The following is a 20,659-nucleotide window of genomic DNA, read 5'->3' as shown; positions in this document are numbered from 1 at the left end:
TCATTTTTAGGAACCATTAATTCTTTTCCAAAACCGGACGAACCGGCATGCCCGCTCTCACTTTCAACAAAGCCTTCGTAACATAACGATCGGTCGGTGAAATCCCCTCGTCGATCACTCTCAAAGTATCGTTAACCAACTGTCCCGTCTCCACAGGGCGATATTCCACCACATTAGAATCGTTCACCACATACATATACTTGCCAAGTTGATCCGTGGCAATAGAAGCATCCCTCACCAATATCGCATGCTCGCGGCTACCATACGGCAACCGGATAGAAATATACAAACCACTCTTCAACTCGCCGGCAGGGTTATCCACCTCGGCCCGTATCGAAAGCGTTCCCGTCGACAAGTCCACATTCGGCGACAAATAATCGAGTCTACCGTAATAACTGCGGCTGGTAGGCTCCTGAAAAAGGATCTCCACACGATCGCTCGGTACGGAATGTTTACCTTTACTCTGGTTCAGCAACATTTTCAAATATTGATTATCCTCGATATTGAAATAGGCATACATTTTCTTATCCTGATAAATAGTCGCCAACTTCGTCGATTGCAAAGACCCGCTGATATAATTACCCACATCGTATAAATTGCGTGATATCCGGCCCTCGAACGGGGCTTTCACATAACAATACCCCAACTGTATGCGAGCCGTCGACAACGCAGCCTCGGCATTCCGAACAGAGGCCCTACTTTGTTCCAATTTCGACTCCGCCTGTATCAAATCGATCGTACTGATGGCATCGCTTTGCGCCGCCTCTTTCATTCGGGTGTAATTATTCTCGGCATAATCATACTGTGCCTGAGCCGTTTTCAACGCTGCCTCGGCCTGTTCCACGGCATCCTCGTATTGCGAAGGTTCGATAACGAAAAGCAATTGTCCCTTCTTTACGATCTCACCCGGCGTATAGGCCACCTGTTGCAGATATCCGTTTACACGAGCCACCAGATCGACGGTTTGTAACGAAGTAAGGTAACCCGGATAACTCTTTATCAAAACCACCGAATCGACCGCCGGATAAGCCACCGATATTTCGGGCAGCCGAACATCGCCACTTTGCTTCTCCCCCTTTTTCGATTGGCAGGAAAAAAGCGAAAACAATACAGCCACAGCCACTATCGGCATATAAGAAAACAAACGTCTCATAAAATATGAATTTTAATTTTAGGGTTGACTCGAATCTATCCAACCGCCACCCAGCGATTGATATAAAAGAATAAGCGCATTGATGGCGTTTCCCTGCGCCGACACATAAGAATTTTGATACGAAAGCAATGAGCGCTGCGCATCGAGTACATTTTGGAACCCCGACAAGCCTCGCTTATACAAGTCGAGCGAGAGCGACAACGTCTTTTCACCCTCGGCCACCAGCTCTTTCAACATCGAAATTTGTTTGACGATATGCGTATAACTGTTCATGGCATTCTCCACCTCTTGGACAGCCGTCAACACAGTTTGGTTATACTGCTCTATGCCGCTATCGAGCTGAGCCCTCGCCGATGCCAAAGCCTGTATGCGCTGTGTCCCTTGAAACAAAGGCCACGAGACCGTAGGAGCCAACTGATAGGTCACACTCCTCTTATTGAAAAAATGGTCCATATCTCTGGAAGCGAATCCGATATTACCGTTCAAATACAATTTCGGCATAAAATCAGACTTGGCTGCACCCACCGAAGCCGCATACGATGCTACCGTCCGTTCGGCCTGCCTCACATCAGGACGGCGGCGGAGCAAATTCATGGGAATACCTATACCCACTAACCTCTGATAATCGGGCAACGGCTTTGTCGTCCGAAGCATCGGACGCAACTCATCGGGATACTTCCCCAACAAAATAGCGATAATATTGATCTGTTTCTCTATACCCGCTTCAAGAGACGGCAAAGAAGCCTTTGTATTGAAATAAACCGTCTTGGCTTGCGAAACGTCGAGTTGCGATGCCAATCCGGTCTCGTACCTCACCTCCGTAATATGCAGGATACTTCGTTGCGATTGGATATTGCTCTCGGCCACGATATACTGTTGCTGATACGTGCGCAATGTCATATAAGCAGTCGCCACTTGGGCACACAGAGACACCATCGTCCCGTTATATTCGTCCCGGGAAGCACGGAACAACTCTTTCTTCGCTTTGGCCCTCTGACGTATCGAACCGAACAAATCGATTTCCCAACTCACCGACAAATCACCCGAAGCATATTGGGAATAAGTGTTATCGGCAGCCTCTCGCCCCAAATAACCGCTATTACGGGTCTTCGTCCAACCGGCCGAAAAATTCACCGACGGATAGAAACCGCTCTGTTCCATACGCCAAGCCGCCCTGGCCATACGTATGCGATCAGCGGCCGCCAGCAAATTATGGTTACTGTCCACCGCCTCTTGAATCAACGTGTCGAGACAAGTATCGTTAAATCCGCTCCACCATAAATCCTCAGGAGGCAACTGCTGCGAAAACAATGTATCGGGAGTCCACGCCTTCGGTATGTCGTCAGACAAATAACGAGTAGCCGGTTGCTGGGCATAAACAGCCCCTCCGCAAAGGAGAATCAATACCGACGCAACAAGCCGACTTCGAATAAAAAAAACTTTACACATAACGTTAAACAGCTTCTTAATTGATTTATATCGTTCAATCGAAATAAATTTTCGAGACAACGCCTTTTTCGATAATAAATTATAACGGTCGTAATTCGAAATAGTTTACAAAAATCCAAACTCCTGCCTCCTTCCGCCTTTATCGAACCTCTCCCACCTGTAAGAGAAAGCGGAAAACGCTTATCGAGTCACACCATAGAAAATCGACCTCTTCAAAGATTCAGTTCCTAATTTTCCTTCCTACGAAACAATTCGCTATCTTTATCAAAAAAAATCGAATGATGACAAATAATAAATACACCCGTTTGGTAAAACTTCAAAAAGCATTCTTCAACGAACACATCACACGAGAAATTCCATTCCGGCTATGTGCTCTCGACCGCTTGGCCGAAGCTCTCGTTAGTCGGGAAAAACAACTCGGTGAAGCCCTGCATGCCGACTTGGGAAAATCCGCATTCGAAAGCTATGCCACCGAAATCGGATTCCTCCTTCACGAAATACGGACGATAAAAAATCACTTGCAAAGCTGGGCTCGCGACCGACGTCGTCCCACCCCCCTCTTTCTCTTCGGCTCGAAAAGTCGCATTCACTACGAGCCCTACGGTTGTACACTCATCATTGCCCCGTGGAATTACCCGCTGCAATTAGCTTTATCCCCCCTTATCGGAGCCATAGCAGCCGGTAACTGTGCAATCGTCAAACCATCGGGCGAAGCACCCCGTACGGCTGCCGCTCTGCAAGAACTTATCGACGAATGTTTCGAGGAAGAGTACATCGCCGTTACCGATGCCGATCGGGAAACCACCGAGTTACTCCTGCAAGAACGATTCGATTACATCTTCTACACAGGAGGTGTCGAATACGGGCGTCACGTCATGCAAGCCGCATCTCGTCACCTCACCCCCGTCACACTCGAACTAGGAGGAAAAAGTCCCTGTATCGTCGATGACGATGCCGATTTGAAAGCCGCCGCACGCCGCATCGTATGGGGCAAGTTCCTCAACTGCGGACAAACCTGCGTAGCCCCCGACTACCTCATGGTACATCGCAAAGTCCAAGACAAACTCACAGAACATATTCGTGACGAAATCACCCGTCAATACGGCGAAAATCCACAACAAAGCCCCGATTATCCCCGTATCGTCAATGCTCGGCATTTCGACCGCCTGTCGGCGCTCCTCTCGCACGGCACGATACTTTGCGGAGGCACAAGCGATCCTGCCGACCGATACATGGCCCCCACACTGCTCACCGACATACCCCCGCAATCCCCCCTGCTCACCGACGAAATCTTCGGCCCCATACTCCCCGTACTCCCGTTCGACGACATCGACGACTGTGTCGAATACGTCAACGACCGGGAAAAGCCCCTCGCCCTCTACTACTTTACCCGCAGCAAAAAACGGGCACGCTACATGATACAACACACCACATCGGGCGGAGCCTGTATCAACGACACCATCGTACAAACCGCCAACGGAAACCTCCCCTTCGGAGGAATCGGGAACAGCGGAATGGGAGCCTACCACGGCCGCGAAAGTTTCGAGACATTCAGTCATCGCCGCAGCATCGTCTACTCCTCCCTGTACCTCTATCCCAATTTCAAATTCCCGCCATATGCCGACAAACTCAAATGGCTTAAACGATTGATGAAATAACCCTCATATCCCGAAAAAGAAAAACGCAATCTCTCCTCCCATTGTGTCGCATTTCACCGAAATTAAGGCAAAAAAATACATCTCCCCCTCCTCCACTGTGTTTTGTAGAGCAAAATATAGGGGAGGTGTCCGCAAGGACGGAGGGGTTAATAAAAACGGCGGCGCTTCTTGATTCGTTCTTCTCGTTGCTGAGAAGAATGAACAAATAACGCAAATTAGTGCAACCGAGACTATCTTTGGCAGGGAAAGAAAATTATTAGTATCCAACCTTCTCCCCCTGCCGTGCCCCGAAGCATTGCGGGGTGTGGTGCAAGAAAATATAGGGGAGAACTGAGGAGCGTAGCGACGAGGAGAGGGGTTAAAAATACCAGAAGTGGGAGTAATAGAGTTAACCCTCCTCTCCCCCTGTGTTCCTACAAGGAATATAGGGGGAGTGCCCGTAGGGCGAAGGGGTTAGAATACAAGCAAGATCCCCCGATTCCGCCTTTATCGGGCGGTGAAGTCGCAAGGAAGACGGAGGAAAAAGGGCGAGGACTATCCGAGCGAAGCGAGTTCCGCAGCCCCCGACGGCGACCGTAGCGACGAGCCAAAAGCCCGATAACCGCGGCGGCGCTTCTTGGTTCGTTCTTCTCGCTGCTGAGAAGAATGAACAAACGAAGTGCATCTCGTGCATCCGAGACTATCTTTGGAGGGGAAAGAAAATCAAGCATTCAATCCCCCCCTGCCGTGACCCGTAACATGGCGAGGTGTCACAAAACAATAAAACTCAACTTCATTTCCAAAGCGGGTATTACCCTTCTCCCCTGTGTTCCTACAAGGAATATAGGGGGAGTGCCCGCAGGGCGAAGGGGTTAGAATACAAGCAAGATCCCCCGATTCCGCCTTTATCGGGCGGTGAAGTCGCAAGGAAGACGGAGGAAAAAGGGCGAGGACTATCCGAGCGAAGCGAGTTCCGCAGACCCCGACGGCGACCGTAGCGACGAGCCAAAAGCCCGATAACCGCGGCGGCGCTTCTTGGTTCGTTCTTCTCGCTGCTGAGAAGAATGAACAAACGAAGTGCATCTCGTGCATCCGAGACTATCTTTGGAGGGGAAAGAAAATCAAGCATTCAATCCCCCCCTGCCGTGCCCCGTAACATGGCGAGGTGTCACAAAACAATAAAACTCAACTTCATTTCCAAAGCGGGTATTACCCTTCTCCCCTGTGTTCCTACAAGGAATATAGGGGGAGTGCCCAAAGGACGGAGGGGGTTGAAAAAAAGAGGTTAATAAAAAAGAGGTGATAATTCCGGGGTCGTTCCTCTCGCTACTGAGAAAAATAAACGAGAAAGTATAATCATGCCATAATTCCACTATCCCACTATCCTACCTTCGCAAAAAAAACAAACGAGCGATGATAGATACAAGATTCGAAACGACCATAGACCTGAGAGGTGAAATCGAGAACTACCGACAAGTGGCGCTCATCAAATACTACAAGATTCTCCTCGAACTCGACCCCCGTCGGGACAGGCTCACCATGCTCGCCGTCATTCGTTGTATCGACAAGCTCGAAAGACATTCCCAAGAGCGAAAACGACCCCGAAACGACAAGAAGAAAATGCTGGCCGAAGGAACTCTCGCTTGGCACTATCAGAAACGCAACCAACTCTTCCGAAAAGCCGGACTATACGACATCGAGTCCACTCAGTTCCTCGTCGACCACGAAGAAATCTTCGACACACACGAGGAACGGGAAGAGCGCGAACGTTTCGAAGCCTGCCGTCGGGAAGCCCTCAGAAGGAAAACCGAAACGCACGAAGCCGAAGAAAAAGAATCCGTGCAACCGGCCTCCGCTCACGAAGCCGATAAGGACCTGCAAGAAGACTGCACGACAGCCGGGTCCGGAATCCCGGCACACACCCCGCAGCCCTTATCGCCCCTATCCGGGAGCATCTGGTGCGGCGCTCCTGCCGGTAATCCCATTGGAGAACCTGCACCCGGATTCCATCGATCCTCTTTCGATTGCAACAGAAGAGAATAAATCCGATGGGTGAAGGGTGAACCCAATCCCCTCTTTTTCCCTCTCGATTTCGATGAGCAGAAACAGGAAGTCACCCTTCTCCCCTACCATGCCTCGCTATTTTCTCGTCTCCTCTGTGTTTTGCTAATGCAAAATATGGAGCGAAATGTCATGTCGTATCAACAAAAAGATTCAAGACCGTCAAAAGCACGAATTAAATCCCCGCCTTTATCGGGCGGTGAAGTCGCAAGGAAGACGGAGGAAAAAGGGCGAGGACTGTCCGAGCGGAGCGAGTTCCGCAGACCCCGACGGCGACTGCGGCGACAAACCCAAAAGCCCGATAACCGCGGCGGCGCTTCTTGGTTCGTTCTTCTCGCTGCTGAGAAGAATGAACAAATAAAGCGAATTAATGTAACAAGGACTTTCTTTGACAGGGAAAGAAAATCATTAGTATTCAACCTTCTCCCCTTGCCGTGCCCCGTATGCGGAGTATCGCACTGCAATGAGCGGAGGGTTACTATCAATCTCCTCCTCTGTGTTTTGCACCGCAAAATATAGGGGAGGTGTCCGCAAGGACGGAGGGGTTAATAAAAACGGCGGCGCTTCTTGGTTCGTTTTTCTCGCTGCTAAGAAGAATGAACAAATAAAGCGAATTAATGTAACAAGGACTTTCTTTGACAGGGAAAGAAAGTCCTTTGTATCACAATCCTCCCTTGCCGTGCCCCGAAGCATTGCGGTGTGTGGCGCAAAAAAATATAGGGGAGAGCTGAGGAGTGTAGCGACGAGGAGAGGGATTAAAAAGACCAGCAATGGAAGTAATAGAGTTAACCCTCCTCTCCCCCTGTGTTTCCGTAAGGGAATATAGGGGGAGTGCCCAAAGGGCGAGGGGGTTAGAATACAAGGAAGAACCCCCGATTCCGCCTTTATCGGGCGGTGAAGTCACAAGGAAGACGGAGGAAAAAGGGCGAGGACTGTCCGAGCGAAGCGAGTTCCGCAGACCCCGACGGCGACCATAGTGACAAACCCAAAAGCCCGATAACCGCGGCGGCGCTTCTTGGTTCGTTCTTCTCGCTGCTGAGAAGAATGAACAAATAAAGCGAATCTCATGCAACCGAGACTATCTTTTACAAGAAAAGAAAATCATTAGCATTCAACCTTCTCCCCCTGCCGTGTCCCGTAGCCTTACGGGGTGTTTTGTAGCGCAAAATATAGGGGAGGTGGCACGAAGTGACGGAGGGGTTAATAAAAAACGGAAGCCCTTCTGGGTTCATTCTTCTCGCTGCTGAGAAGAATGAACAAAAAATAAAACTCCACTACCGATACAGTACTTGAAAAGAAGAAATAAAACCCAATTCTGCGATAACGAAAGTATGATTCTCAAAAAAATAGATAACACACAGACAAAACCGAGGCTTGTTTCTATTAACCCTTTACACTATCTTTGCACGAAGCAAAGGAAAAGAAAAGTGGAACAAGATTTTCTGAACAGTCTGAACGACCAGCAACGCGAAGCTGTGCTCTATACCGATGGACCGGAATTGGTTATCGCCGGAGCCGGGTCGGGTAAAACAAGAGTACTTACCTACAAAATAGCACACCTGCTGCAAATGGGATATCCGCCCTACCGGCTGCTGGCACTCACCTTCACCAACAAAGCGGCCAACGAAATGAAAGAACGCATCGCCGCATTGGTAGGGACAGAGACAGCTCAACGCTTGTGGGCAGGGACGTTTCACTCCATTTTCTCCCGCATACTCCGAGCCAATGCCGACCGGCTCGGCTATCGTCACGACTTCACCATCTACGATGCCTCCGATTCCCTGTCGCTTATAAAAAGCATTATCAGAGAACTTCAACTCGACGATAAGACATACAAACCCACAACCGTGCAAACGATTATTTCCCAGGCGAAAAACGACCTCACCGATCCGCAAGCCTATGCGCGAAACCGGGAACGTGTCGAATGGGATACTCGTTCGAAACGACCTTTAATCCATAAAATATATCAACGTTATCAACAACGCTGTTCCGTGTCGGGGGTAATGGATTTCGACGACCTGCTGCTCAATACCAATATACTTTTCAGGGACCACCCCGACGTGCTGCAACACTACCGCAACCTGTTCGCCTACATCTTGGTAGACGAGTATCAAGATACCAATTTCGCCCAACACCACATCGTCAGCCAGTTGGGAAAAGACCACAACCACATCTGCGTGGTGGGCGACGATGCCCAGAGCATTTACTCGTTCCGGGGAGCGAATATCCACAATATACTCGGACTGAGTAAAGAGTTCCCGGGATTGAAAATATTCAAACTCGAACGAAACTACCGTTCCACTCAAAATATCGTCAATACGGCCAACAGCCTCATCGCCAAGAACAAGGAGCAAATACCCAAACAAGTATTCTCCGAAAAAGAACAAGGAAACAAAGTACAAGTAATAAGTGCCTATTCCGATTTCGAAGAAGGCTTTATCGTCTCGAACCGTATTGCCGAAATGCGTCTCACGACTCACTGTGATTACAACGACTTCGCTGTCCTCTATCGCACGAACGCACAGTCCCGTGAATTGGAGGAAGCTCTGCGCGAGCGTAACATACCCTACCGCATCTACGGAGGCATGTCGTTCTACCAAAGGAAAGAAATCAAGGACGCCATCGCCTATTTCAGATTGACGATAAACCCCGATGACGAAGAAGCGCTCAAACGAGTCATCAACTATCCCGCACGAGGAATCGGAAATACCACTCTCTCGAAACTCATCGAACGGGCACACTCGCAGGAATCCAGTATATGGAAGGTGATTTCCGACCCCATAGGCCACAACTTGGCCGTTAACAACGGCACATTGAACAAGTTGAAAACCTTCAAGGACCTCATAGACGAATTACGCTACGAAGCCGATAAAAAGAACACACCGGAACTGGCGGAAACGATTATCAAGCGATCGGGCATTTGGGGAGAGATTTCCTCGGATCGTACCCCCGAAAACATCAACCGGCAAGAGAACATCGAAGAACTTTTGAACGGTGTCCGTAAATTTTGCGTAGGGCGCAAAGAAGCCGGAGAAGAACAAACCTCCCTATCCGACTTCTTGGCCAAAATTTCTCTGGCGACAGATCAAGACAACGGCGATGAAACCGAGCAAGACAAAGTAACCTTAATGACGGTCCATGCATCGAAAGGATTGGAGTTCAAACAAGTTTTCATTGTTGGAGTAGAAGAAGACCTCTTTCCTTCGGCCATGAGTAAAAACAGTGAACGGGAAATCGAAGAAGAACGACGTTTGCTCTATGTGGCCATCACCCGCGCAGGAGAAAACTGCACCCTCACGTACGCCCTCTCCCGCTATCGTAACGGACAAACAGTCTTCCCTTCACCAAGCCGGTTCATCAAAGACCTCGATTCTCGATACGTCGATATGCCGGTACAAACCAAACAAGAGTCTCCCAGAGAAACCATATCGTGGAACCGATTTCCATTCGATACGGAAAGACCGCGCAAAACTTCCCGATGGAACGAAGAAGATACGGATCGCACACCTGCACCGAGACCATTCGCTGCTCCGTCTCCGGGCAAACGATTGACCAAGATAGACTCTAAACCCACAGGCGAAACCCATTCTACGACACAGTCCACAGTTACAACTGCTGCCGGGCAAGTAGAAATAGGAACATTCATCTGCCATGCCCGCTTCGGAAACGGAACCGTTACAGCCATAGAAGATACGGGAGACAACTGCAAAATAACCGTCGAATTTGAAAACGTCGGACGCAAACAGCTCCTGCTCAAATTCGCCAAGTTCACAATCATAGAATAATTTTCATACGTCATGCACGATACGCTATCGCAAATACCATCGCCCTGCTATGTTCTCGAAGAAGAACTATTGCGCCGCAACCTCGCTCTCATTCGCTCTGTCAAAGAAGCCGCCGAAGTAAATATTATATTGGCGTTCAAAGCCTATGCCCTTTGGAAATCATTCCCCGTCATACGGGAATATATTCCGCACTCCACAGCCAGCTCTATACACGAAGCACGGCTGGCATTCGAGGAGATGGGCAGTCCGGCACACACCTACTCACCGGCCTATACCGAGCGGGATTTCCCGACAATACTCAAATACAGCAGCCATATTACCTTCAACTCCCTGACTCAATTCGAACGGTTTTACCCCCAAGTAGTAGCCGACGGCAATCGGGTATCGTGCGGGTTGCGTATCAACCCCGAATATTCCGAGGTAGAAACCGACCTCTACAATCCCTGCGCACCGGGTTCCCGATTAGGAATAACCGCCGACAAGCTGCCCGAACTTCCGCAGGGAGTGGAGGGGCTTCATTTCCACACCCTCTGCGAGTCCACCTCCTACGACCTCGAAAAGACTTTGGCACAGGTCGAAGACCGATTCGGGCATCTACTCCCCCATATCAAATGGCTGAATATGGGAGGCGGTCACCTCATGACCCGCAAGGATTACGATACCGCACATTTGATTAACCTCCTCCGGGGCTTCAAACAAAGACACCCCGGCCTCGAAATCATTCTCGAACCCGGTAGTGCGTTCGCTTGGCAGACCGGTACATTAGTATCCACCATAGTCGATATAGTCGAGAACCACGGTATCAAAACAGCCATTCTCGACGTCTCTTTTGCCTGTCACATGCCCGACTGTCTCGAAATGCCCTATAAACCGGCGATACGAGGCTCGGTAGAACCCGCACCCGGCACATACGCCTATCGCATGGGAGGAAACTCCTGTCTGAGCGGCGACTATATAGGAGACTGGCATTTCGACCACGAATTGCAAATAGGAGACCGAATCATATTCGAGGATATGATTCACTATACGACAGTCAAGACAACCATGTTCAACGGAATCCCCCACCCCTCCATAGCCTGCCTCAAAAGCGACGGGAAAGCGGAAATCTGGCGGGAATACGACTACTACGACTATAAAACCCGAATGGATTGACAAGACATCGATCCCCCGGAACAAATCACAAAATACATTTGTTAATCGACAAAAAGCATAAAACAATGGGAACATTCTTAGGTATCGTAGCACTGCTCATCACCCTTGTCGCATTTATTCCCCTATTGGGATTTCTCAACTGGGTGGCCATACCCATATCGGTCATTTTCCTCATCATCTGTGCCATTCTCAAATCAGACAATGGCAAAACCCTCTGCATCGTATCTATCGTTTTGGGTATACTGCGCCTTATGCTTGGTGGAGGGATATTCTAATCTCCTACGAGACAATGAAAACTGTTTACAAATCAAAGGTCGATAAAGGCTTGCTAATCGCCATTATAGCAATTGTCCTTCTGTCCTACCTGCCGCTCCTGTTCGAATTCTCTTGGACAGCCCTCGCCTTATTGGTCGTCACGGCCGCTTTCATTGCCGACCCGTTCTGTAACACGAGCTACACCATAGACAACGGCACGCTGCACATCAAATGCGGCATATTCTTGTCGTCCTCCCTCCCGATCGACCGAATAACGAAAATCTCGAAAACCAATAGTTGTTTAAGCGCACCGGCCTTATCGATGGACAGGATAGAAATCCGCTTCGCCGACAAAAAGACTCTCGTCTTGTCTCCCAAACAGAGGCAAGCATTCATCGATCATCTAAGGAGTCTCAATCCCGATATTGTTGTAAAACCACCTCTCTGATACGGAATGATTCCCCTACTCTAACGTGAGAAAGTCGGCGGCTAAACGAACAGACTCCCCGAATGCCGTAGGCTGTCCCGGCACAGAGATAAAGAGATGCACCGTATGAGGCAAAACCGTATGGCTCACGGCAACGCCGAGCCCGGAAAGTCTGGCCGCCAATTCCTTCCCCTGACATAAAAGAATATCCCGCTCGGCATTGACGATAAGCGTCGGCGGTAGCTGTTTCAGTAGCTCGTCATCGGCTACGCCCGGCGAGACAAGAGGCTGGCGAGCATCTCCTGTACCGATGTATGCGGCATTGAAAGCCTCCATCAATTGGGCATCGAGACCATATCCCTCGGCATAGTTTTTCCACGAAGACGAACCGTCTGCCCAAGCTTTTGTCACCGGATAAAACAACACGAGCGAACAAAGTGAAGAGCACATCGTTCCACTGTCCATGCGGCAAGAGTGAGAATCCTTTGCAAGAATTAGGTTAAGAGCCGTAGCAAGAGCAAGATTCCCGCCCGAACTATCTCCGCCGATAGATATCCGATCAGGAAGAAAGCCATACTCCCCGGCATGCTCGAAAGCGAATGCGACGGCCTCGGTACAAGCATTGAGGGCGGCAGGATAAGCATGTTCGGGTGCTAAGGGATATTCCACGGCCAACACAGCAATCTTTGCCCGATACGATAACTCCGCACAAAAATGAGCGCAACTATTGATACTCCCGAAACACCAGCCACCCCCATGTAAGTAAATCAACACAGGCAACGGAATAGTATCGAATCCGGCAGGGCGATACAAACGATAACACCCTCCGATATCCTTTGTCACTACCTCACTTTTCGATTCAGGTTTCGTATTACGCGAATTACGCACAGATATCAAAGCGGTACAATCCCCGTTTATGGCGCGGCGCACGGCATCGGCCTGTGTCTTTTGTAAACCCGCAGGCAAAGATTGAAGAAACGCACAAGTCTCCTTCTCCATCATCACACTGCTCTGCGCTCTGCCTCTCAATGAAAATACGACAAGTACGGCACACATGACCATTTTAGACACATAAAAAGTCGTACGACAAATACCCAACGATCTCATACATTCATTATCCCTTTGATTGAGCTATCAAAGATACGCTTTTCCACACAAAACACATCTACCGACTCTATAATTCAATAGTATTTATCCGGGGTATTCTCAACACATAAGAAATTAACAGTTTAAAATCCAACTAAATTAATTATGATTTAATTTCAAATCCGTACCTTTGACATATTAAATACAGCGATCGGCCGCCAATCCCGTGGGCAGAAAAAGTTGTGATTCGCTTTCAAATTTGCAGCTCTGGCATATTAAATACGGCTGACGGACTTATCGATTATGAAATTCTTTCCAAGCAGAAAGCCATTGTCTACATCCAAAACAAGCAATTCATATTCATTTAGTAATTCTTAAACAGCATTTACAGCTATTGTACCGCTCCGTGATTTTCCTTATCTTCGCAAACCAAATCAATAAATGCAATATGAAATTCAAGATATTAGTTCCGTTGCTATGCCTATGTTTCCTGAGTAGTTGCTATACGTCCCAATTAGTAAGTAAATTCTCAGACACACAAGTCGAATTAGGTATGAGCCAAAATGAGTTTATCCAAAAGTTTGGTAAACCGTTTAACAAAGAAATGGCTTATACTTACGATAAGCACAAAAGGGAAACATTGTTTTATAAAGAAGATTTATATCGGGGAAGTTGGTTCATCGTCACGACGGCTTTTACTTTTGTCGATTCCAAATTGGTCAGCCAAGAGATTGTCAGAGAAGAAAGGCAATTCAATCACGAAGAACATCCTCGTCGGGAAAAACATTAATCTTCCACAACTTGCTCGCATCAAAATTTCCTCCTATCTTGTACCAATGTTTAATCCGTCATTCTTGATTTTCAATATTCCCAGCATTTTACACGGATATTCAAGAAAGCGATAGGTGTGACACCGAATGAATATCAGATATAGGCATGGAAACTGCATATTAACATTCCCTATTGTATCAATTTGGGAACAAAGCAGTTAGCATTAATTTAACCCCATTCGATACACAAACATTTGCCTTGACGACGTAGTATTTAGCCAAAGTTTGCACCTCATCGTTGTGATTCACTTTCAAATTTGTACCTTTGACATATTAAACAACCTACTGAAGAATAAGCAGATGTTCATGTTGTGATTCGCTTTTAAGTTTGTATCTTTGACATATTAAATACAGCATCACCCCGAAGTTGCCGAACACGCTGCCCGTTGTGATTCGCTTTCAAGTTTGTATCTTTGACACATTAAATACAGCTTGTTGAATTTTTTACAGGTTCGTTCATGTGTTGTGATTCGCTTTCAAATTTGTATCTTTGACACATTAAATACAGCAATTTCCTATGCAAAGAGAAAAACATGAATGTTGTGATTCGCTTTCAAATTTGTATCTTTGACACATTAAATACAGCTCCTTGTTTCCATACATTGCAATGCTGCCGGTTGTGATTCGCTTTCAAATTTGTATCTTTGACACATTAAATACAGCAAGGCTGTGGTAGTACCTGGCGAATATCAGGTTGTGATTCGCTTTCAAATTTGTATCTTTGACACATTAAATACAGCTCCGGTGGTCAAGACCCGGAGAGAGTTGCGGTTGTGATTCGCTTTCAAATTTGTATATTTGTTGTAATCAGGTAGGTTTTATTTGACTATCAACAGATTGGATAAAACTCGCACGAGAACGGGCAATGGATAAGAAAAAGCCGGACTGTTCCGAACCGCCATATTTCTCATGCTTTCAAATAACTCTTTATCTCACTTGCAAAGATAACATTTCTTTCTGAAAAGGCCATATAAACGGCTGCAATCTTACGGAATAAAAACATATCGGGAAAAACGAGCATACCGTAGCCGAGTCCCCATAACCACAGGCAAAGGTAATTCGTGTTCTTCCCGTACAAGCAAGGCCAAGCCCTTCGGGTTCGTGGAAAAAATCATCCTCGCCCCGGAGGGCTTGCGGTATTTTTTCCCGAAGCCTTGCATGTACGGAACACGACCTTTTTAGGCCTGTAGTTATGGGAACTCCGGCCCCAGAAGCCGGACTAACAAAAAATCAAATGTTATGTTACAGGCAACAAAGAACAAGTACACGGTGGAAACACTCAAACCACTGAACATTCTGTACGATCATGAACACTGGCTGACACAGCAGGACGTGGATATGGCCAACGGCTATGTGGAACTGATAGAAAGGACACGCTCGGAAAAGACTCCACAGATAGGTGACAGACTCATCTATGTGGACAGATACGGGAAATATTACGGCAATGCCCTTATTGAAAACAATGATGAAGAGAGCGGTCGGATTTCCATCTGTGAAGAACCTTATATTCCCTTTGTATGGGAGCAGGACGCCAATATCCGGCTGAGCGTCAGCGGAGGGGCCTTCCACCATATTGACCCCAAGCAATTGAAATTCGTCAGATGGACGGAAGGTGCATTCAAGGACTGGGGAAACTGCGGAGCGTGTGCCAACGGTGCCGTCACATTCACGGCAAGAGTGGCGTTATGGTCCTATTCCGAACCTGACCCTCTCTACGGCGATTTCACCACGGAAACATGGAGACAGTATTATCTGACAAAGGACACGGGTCCGGACGCACGCAACCTGTACCAGGGCTTCGAAAAGGCTTTCAGGACCGAAGAGAACTTCCGGCAGTTCCTGAAGGACTATGAAGGGACTGTGTTCAAGGGCAACTGGGAAAACCAGATCGTACTCTGGTGTTTCCGACATGAAAACCGGTTCCTGCCGCAGCACGAATGGGACAAGATAGATGCCCCGGCCATGGAACGGCGTCTCAACTTCCATCCCGAACAGGTCAAGCTGGTCAAGGACATGGACAGCCACATCACCTACTGTTACCGTATCAAACCCGAAATTGACAATCTCTAAAACAATACAGTTATGCAGACAACAGCAACAAGAACAGCAGGCAGCCACACTGACCTGCTTACAGGTATCCTGAACGTGCAAGTAAGGAACGAGGACAAGATTACAGAACAGGACCGGCAGTATTGCCAGCTACAGCAGGACCAGCTCTACAGGACACTTGACCGTATCGACCGATGGTATGACATCTTCAAGGAAGAAGCGGAACGGTATCGGGAAATCAAGAGCTTCAAGTATGAGGATAACGGTAAGGTCTCCATACGGAATTTCTATTTCAACAACAGCGGGGAGGATGACTATACCCACAACGAATTCAAACCGTTTGACCTCATCAACAAGCTTGCGGACAACAACTGCAATGCCAACGCGAATTTCGCGAATCGCATCATTTCCTATTTCAACAGGACCTACAATGTAGATGTACCCATTCCTGTAATCGACGAGAAGGCCATGCGCATGGGATTCCGTCCGGTCTACCAGACTTACGTGGACATGGTCATTGAACACCTCGGCGGAAAAAGTTTCCGTGAGACCGCAGAGGAAGAACTGCTGGCCCGTTTCCTGAAAACGGTACAGCCTTCCCGCTGGAGCAAGGTGAAGCCCGAACTGAAAAAGGACAAGATAACTTTCCCTGACATCGTATCCTGGGATAGCATCCATCTGGAATACCACCGGGAATATGAGTTCTCGTATGACTGCGGAAGGAAAGTGGACATTTTCTGCGAAGGTATCGCATACGGAGCAGATGACGTGATAAACGGTTCAAGCGGTATGGTCATCGGCCTTGACAGACGCGATGTGGATATAACCGAATGGTACAACCTCACCCTGAGCAACGCAGAACAGATCAAGTTCTACAAGAACGGACGCATCGACGTACGCTTCAAGGACAGTCAGGCCGCAGAGAACTGCTACAGAAGGCTGCGGCTGGATGAAATCACACTCAGAGAAGAGTGATTCATGAAATACTTATTCAGACACCCCGTAAGACATCCTTGCGGGGTGTCTTCGTTTCCAACCATTAAAAAAGAAAAGACATGTATGCCATCATACCCCAACAGATTCCTCAGGACAGGCGTGCCGAGATCAACGAGAAAATCCTATTCGCCATAGACTCCGGCAAGGACCTCGTTCCGAAGGAAAGCATCTACAACTGCTACACGGGAATCGGAGGACTGCACAACCTCAGGCAGGCGGATTTCACCAGCTACCATGAATACGCCGAGGCCAAGAAGGAATTCGAGATGGGACAGTTCTTCACCCCGCACGACATATGCCGAAGCATGGTGGAGACCCTTTCTCCGACATCGGCGGAAATGGTACTTGACATGTGCTGCGGCATGGGCAACTTCTTCAACCATCTGCCCAACCTGCACAATGCCTACGGATTCGACATTGACGGCAAGGCGGTGGCCGTTGCCAGATACCTCTACCCGGAAGCTCATATCGAGAAATGCGACATACAGCTGTACAATCCCGAACAGCGTTTCGACATCATTGTCGGAAATCCGCCCTTCAACCTGAAATTTGATTACAGGCTGTCGCAGGAATTCTACATGGACAAGGCCTATGACGTGCTCAACCCTGCCGGAATCCTGATGGTCATCGTCCCTCTCTCCTTCATGCAGAACGAGTTCTGGGAAAAGACACGCGTGGCGAAAATCAACTCGAATTTCTCCTTCATCGGCCAGACCAGGCTGGAACATTCAGCTTTCTCTACGGTGGGCGTGCAGAATTTCGCAACAAAAATCATGGTATTCCTCCGCCGTTCCCTCCATATTGAAATGCAGCCGTACAACGCGGAAGAGTTTGTCAGCATGGATGAGCTGAAGAAACGCATAGCCGAAGTGCGGAAAATGAAACACCGGCTGCGCCTCCAGCTGATGCGGGAGTGCAACCATATAGACAAAGAAGAGCTGGAACAGTTCGAGTACAGGCTCGCCAAATACATGTACGAGCTGAAAGCCCATGCCGTGCTGAACAGGCATGTCGAAAAGGCGGAGGCGCTGGTGTCCAAATTCCGCAACCAGAAACCGCCGGAAAATGCCACCCGGGAACAGATAAAGGAATGGGAACGCAAGAAGTTGACCACCGGCAAGGTTCTCGGCATCATCCGCAGGTACATCACCTCGCAGAACGTGGTGCAGCGCAAGGAAGTGGCATTGGTGAAGACATCCTACGGCTTCAAGCTGAAGCAATATGCCCCACGTCTGCTTGACAAGGTCACGCACAAGGCCGCAGGCATCAACGACCTCATACTCGGAAGGGCCGAACTCCCGATGCCGGAAAACGTCACAGAAAAGAACATGCGGCAGATCCGTGCCGCCAGTAAACTGATACGGCGCAAACAGAGGCAATACGAGACCCAGAATCTCCAGTTTGCGGAAATGCGGGAAGATGCCGGCCTGAAGGAATACCTGGACCGCACCACATTCATCAACAAGGACGGTGAAGTCTGCGAATTCACGGACTTGCAGAAACACGACCTGAACCTCGTGTTGCAGAAACGCTACGCCCTGCTGAACTGGCAGCAGGGTTCAGGCAAGACTGCCGCCGTCTATCACAGGGCGAAATACCTGCTCAAGTTCAGAAAGGCAAAGAACGTCATCATACTTGCCCCGGCCATCGCCACCAACATGACCTGGATACCGTTCCTTACCATAAACAAGGAACGCTTCCGTACAATACAGACCGCCGGCGACCTCAACAACATACCGGAAGGGACATTCCTTGTCGTCTCCACCTCCATGCTCCGGAAACTGAAAAGAGGACTAATGCGTTTCGTGAAACGCACTTCCGGCAAGCTGTGCCTTGTCTTCGACGAGTCGGACGAAATCACCAATCCCACATCGCAGCGTACAAGAAACATCCTGTGCATATTCAGGAGGCTCAGGTACAAGATCCTCGACACGGGAACAACCACCCGCAACAACATCGCGGAACTGTACAGCCAGTTCGAACTACTCTACAACAACTCCGTAAACATGATATGCTGGAGCCCGCAGGTCTACCACGAAAACAGGGGCCACGAGATAGAGGAAGAGAACAACCCGGATTACGGAACACCGTTCCCCGCCTTCAGGGGGCATGTCCTTTTCCGTGCCTGCCACTGTCCGGGGAAAGCCACTGTATTCGGCATCGAGAAACAGAACCAGGACGTGTACAACAAGGACGAACTCTCCGAACTTATCGGCAAGACGGTCATCACCCGTAAATTCAGGGACTTCGCAGGAGAGAAATACCAGATACGGACACATACCGTCCGTCCCTCGGAAGGAGAACACGAGGTATACCGTGTCATCATCGAGGAATTCTGCCGCATCTGTGAGCTGTACTACAACAGCACGGGAGACACGAAAAAGGATGCAGGACTGAGACTCATGAGGCAGATCAAACTGCTTATCAAAGCCTGTTCGGTACCTCACCTGATAGAGGGATACTACGGTGACAGTTATCCTTCCAAGACCCGCTATATTGAAAGGCTCATAAGGACAATACCGGGTAAGGTTGCCATCGGATGTACCACATTGGCGGCCTTCGACCTCTACGAGAGCTATATCCGGGAACATTTTCCCGACAGACCTGTATTTGTGGTCAAGGGAGATGTAGCCTTTAAGAAACGACAGAGCATCGTGACCGAATTCGACTCCACCATCAACGGCATCCTGATATGCACACAGCAGAGCCTGAGCAGCTCCGTGAACATACCTACCTGCAACGACGTGATACTGGAATCCCTGCAGTGGAACATCCCCCGTATGGAACAGTTCTACTTCCGTTTCATCCGTCTCGATTCCAAAGAAATGAAGGATGTCCACTATGTCACCTACGAAGATTCGGTCGAACAGAACCTGATGGCACTGGTACTGACCAAGGAGCGTCTGAACGAATTCATCAAGACCGGTGAGGTCAAAGAACAGTCAGAAATCTTCGAGGAGTTCGACATCACAATGTCTGTCATCGACAGCCTGCTCATCCGCACGCAGGACAGTGAAGGCAAAATACACATCAGCTGGGGAAGCCAGCGCATAACAGAATAAATATGAACCGTATGAAGAAGACCGGGAGTTCCATTCCCACCGACAAAGGTAAGCCGCGTCCCCATCGGCTGAGCAAGGTCAGGCCGCAGGCGGTTTTCAGGAAAATCATCCTCGCGGAGCTGCGGTATTTTCCCGAAAAACCCTGCACAGCCGGGACACGGCACCTTGTCGAGGTCGGTGGAATGGAATCCCCGGCATCCACATACATAAAAGACAAGTAATATGGATCTGAACAATGCAGAGATTGCCGTGACCACACAGCATCTCATTGACATAAAGGATTACAGGGACTACTGGCTGCACCTGTCCGACTACAGCGACATGGGCGAGTTCCTGAGTGCCTGTTCCGACCTGTTTCCCGGAGAAAAGGAACCGGAATACCGGTATCCGAAATGGGAAAACATTCCGGACACACTGATCAGCCGTGAATGGCTCTGTTCCAACTTCTTCGAGATCAGGGATGCCCTTGAAAGGCTCGAAGAGGAAGAAACGGAGTTTTTCATAAGCTGGAGCAGAAGTTACGGATATGACATCACCACGGATGACCCGCACATGATGGTATCACACTACCATGACCTGTACGGGGATACCGTCACGGAAACGGAAGAAGACGCGGACACGGGAGAAGATGCCCTGATATACACGGGCGTATCAAGCTACTACTGCGACATGCTTCCATTCCGTTACGAAATATTTGATGACAATTATGACTAAAAG

16 protein-coding genes are annotated in these 20,659 nt (G+C 48.8%); 13 read left to right on the top strand and 3 right to left on the bottom strand.

The window, feature by feature from the left end; translation table 11 throughout:
- Positions 1-16: 16 nt before the first annotated feature.
- Together NBH06_RS11380 and NBH06_RS11375 are read right to left on the bottom strand one after the other, a co-directional pair.
- Positions 17-1,153 carry an efflux RND transporter periplasmic adaptor subunit gene (locus tag NBH06_RS11380; RefSeq protein ID WP_021891539.1) on the bottom strand — a complete coding sequence of 379 codons (1,137 nt, stop codon included), beginning with the start codon at positions 1,151-1,153 and terminating at the stop codon, positions 17-19.
- A gap of 18 nt (positions 1,154-1,171) precedes the next feature.
- The gene (locus NBH06_RS11375; RefSeq protein ID WP_250794431.1) at positions 1,172-2,602 is read right to left on the bottom strand and encodes an efflux transporter outer membrane subunit; all 1,431 of its coding nucleotides are present in this window, start codon (positions 2,600-2,602) and stop codon (positions 1,172-1,174) included.
- Positions 2,603-2,880: 278 nt separating this feature from the next.
- Here NBH06_RS11375 and NBH06_RS11370 point away from each other — a divergent pair, with 278 nt between their 5' ends.
- The 7 genes from NBH06_RS11370 (at position 2,881) to NBH06_RS11340 (ending at position 11,940) form a co-directional block, all read left to right on the top strand.
- A complete protein-coding gene (locus NBH06_RS11370) occupies positions 2,881-4,260 on the top strand; it encodes an aldehyde dehydrogenase (protein ID WP_250794429.1) in 1,380 nt (459 codons plus the stop codon).
- A gap of 1,392 nt (positions 4,261-5,652) precedes the next feature.
- Entirely contained in the window at positions 5,653-6,282 is a 630-nt protein-coding gene (locus NBH06_RS11365; RefSeq protein ID WP_250794427.1) for a hypothetical protein, read from the top strand.
- A gap of 145 nt (positions 6,283-6,427) precedes the next feature.
- Positions 6,428-6,661: a hypothetical protein gene (locus NBH06_RS11360; protein ID WP_250794425.1), complete on the top strand. Its 234-nt coding sequence runs from the start codon at positions 6,428-6,430 to the stop codon at positions 6,659-6,661.
- Positions 6,662-7,727: 1,066 nt separating this feature from the next.
- Positions 7,728-10,085 (top strand): ATP-dependent helicase, encoded by a 2,358-nt coding sequence (locus tag NBH06_RS11355; protein WP_118687323.1) that lies wholly within the window; start codon positions 7,728-7,730, stop codon positions 10,083-10,085.
- Between the two features lie 12 nt (positions 10,086-10,097).
- Complete coding sequence (gene nspC / locus NBH06_RS11350) at positions 10,098-11,237, top strand: carboxynorspermidine decarboxylase (RefSeq protein ID WP_250794423.1); 1,140 nt, start codon at positions 10,098-10,100, stop codon at positions 11,235-11,237.
- A 65-nt stretch (positions 11,238-11,302) separates the two neighbouring features.
- A complete protein-coding gene (locus NBH06_RS11345) occupies positions 11,303-11,512 on the top strand; it encodes a hypothetical protein (protein WP_008862256.1) in 210 nt (69 codons plus the stop codon).
- Between the two features lie 14 nt (positions 11,513-11,526).
- Positions 11,527-11,940: a PH domain-containing protein gene (locus tag NBH06_RS11340; RefSeq protein ID WP_250794421.1), complete on the top strand. Its 414-nt coding sequence runs from the start codon at positions 11,527-11,529 to the stop codon at positions 11,938-11,940.
- A gap of 15 nt (positions 11,941-11,955) precedes the next feature.
- Here NBH06_RS11340 and NBH06_RS11335 read toward each other — a convergent pair whose 3' ends face one another.
- Positions 11,956-13,026: an alpha/beta hydrolase gene (locus tag NBH06_RS11335; RefSeq protein WP_250794419.1), complete on the bottom strand. Its 1,071-nt coding sequence runs from the start codon at positions 13,024-13,026 to the stop codon at positions 11,956-11,958.
- A 427-nt stretch (positions 13,027-13,453) separates the two neighbouring features.
- Here NBH06_RS11335 and NBH06_RS11330 point away from each other — a divergent pair, with 427 nt between their 5' ends.
- The 6 genes from NBH06_RS11330 to NBH06_RS11310 all read left to right on the top strand — a co-directional run bounded on the left by NBH06_RS11330 (position 13,454) and on the right by NBH06_RS11310 (position 20,656).
- Entirely contained in the window at positions 13,454-13,795 is a 342-nt protein-coding gene (locus NBH06_RS11330) for a hypothetical protein (RefSeq protein ID WP_195634625.1), read from the top strand.
- Positions 13,796-13,855: 60 nt separating this feature from the next.
- Complete coding sequence (locus NBH06_RS13715) at positions 13,856-13,939, top strand: AraC family transcriptional regulator (RefSeq protein ID WP_407934812.1); 84 nt, start codon at positions 13,856-13,858, stop codon at positions 13,937-13,939.
- Between the two features lie 1,135 nt (positions 13,940-15,074).
- Positions 15,075-15,905, top strand: coding sequence for a DUF4121 family protein (locus NBH06_RS11325; protein ID WP_250794417.1), 831 nt, complete (start codon positions 15,075-15,077; stop codon positions 15,903-15,905).
- A gap of 12 nt (positions 15,906-15,917) precedes the next feature.
- Entirely contained in the window at positions 15,918-16,859 is a 942-nt protein-coding gene (locus tag NBH06_RS11320; protein ID WP_250794415.1) for a hypothetical protein, read from the top strand.
- An 80-nt stretch (positions 16,860-16,939) separates the two neighbouring features.
- Positions 16,940-19,942 carry an N-6 DNA methylase gene (locus NBH06_RS11315; protein WP_250794413.1) on the top strand — a complete coding sequence of 1,001 codons (3,003 nt, stop codon included), beginning with the start codon at positions 16,940-16,942 and terminating at the stop codon, positions 19,940-19,942.
- 222 nt (positions 19,943-20,164) lie between these two features.
- Complete coding sequence (locus tag NBH06_RS11310; protein ID WP_250794411.1) at positions 20,165-20,656, top strand: hypothetical protein; 492 nt, start codon at positions 20,165-20,167, stop codon at positions 20,654-20,656.
- Positions 20,657-20,659: the final 3 nt, after the last annotated feature.

The organism is Barnesiella sp. B2-R-119 (assembly GCF_023656675.1).
GTDB lineage: Bacteria > Bacteroidota > Bacteroidia > Bacteroidales > Barnesiellaceae > Barnesiella > Barnesiella intestinihominis.
The sequence above is the reverse complement of the archived record's forward strand: the minus strand, read 5'-3'. Positions and strand labels throughout refer to the sequence as shown.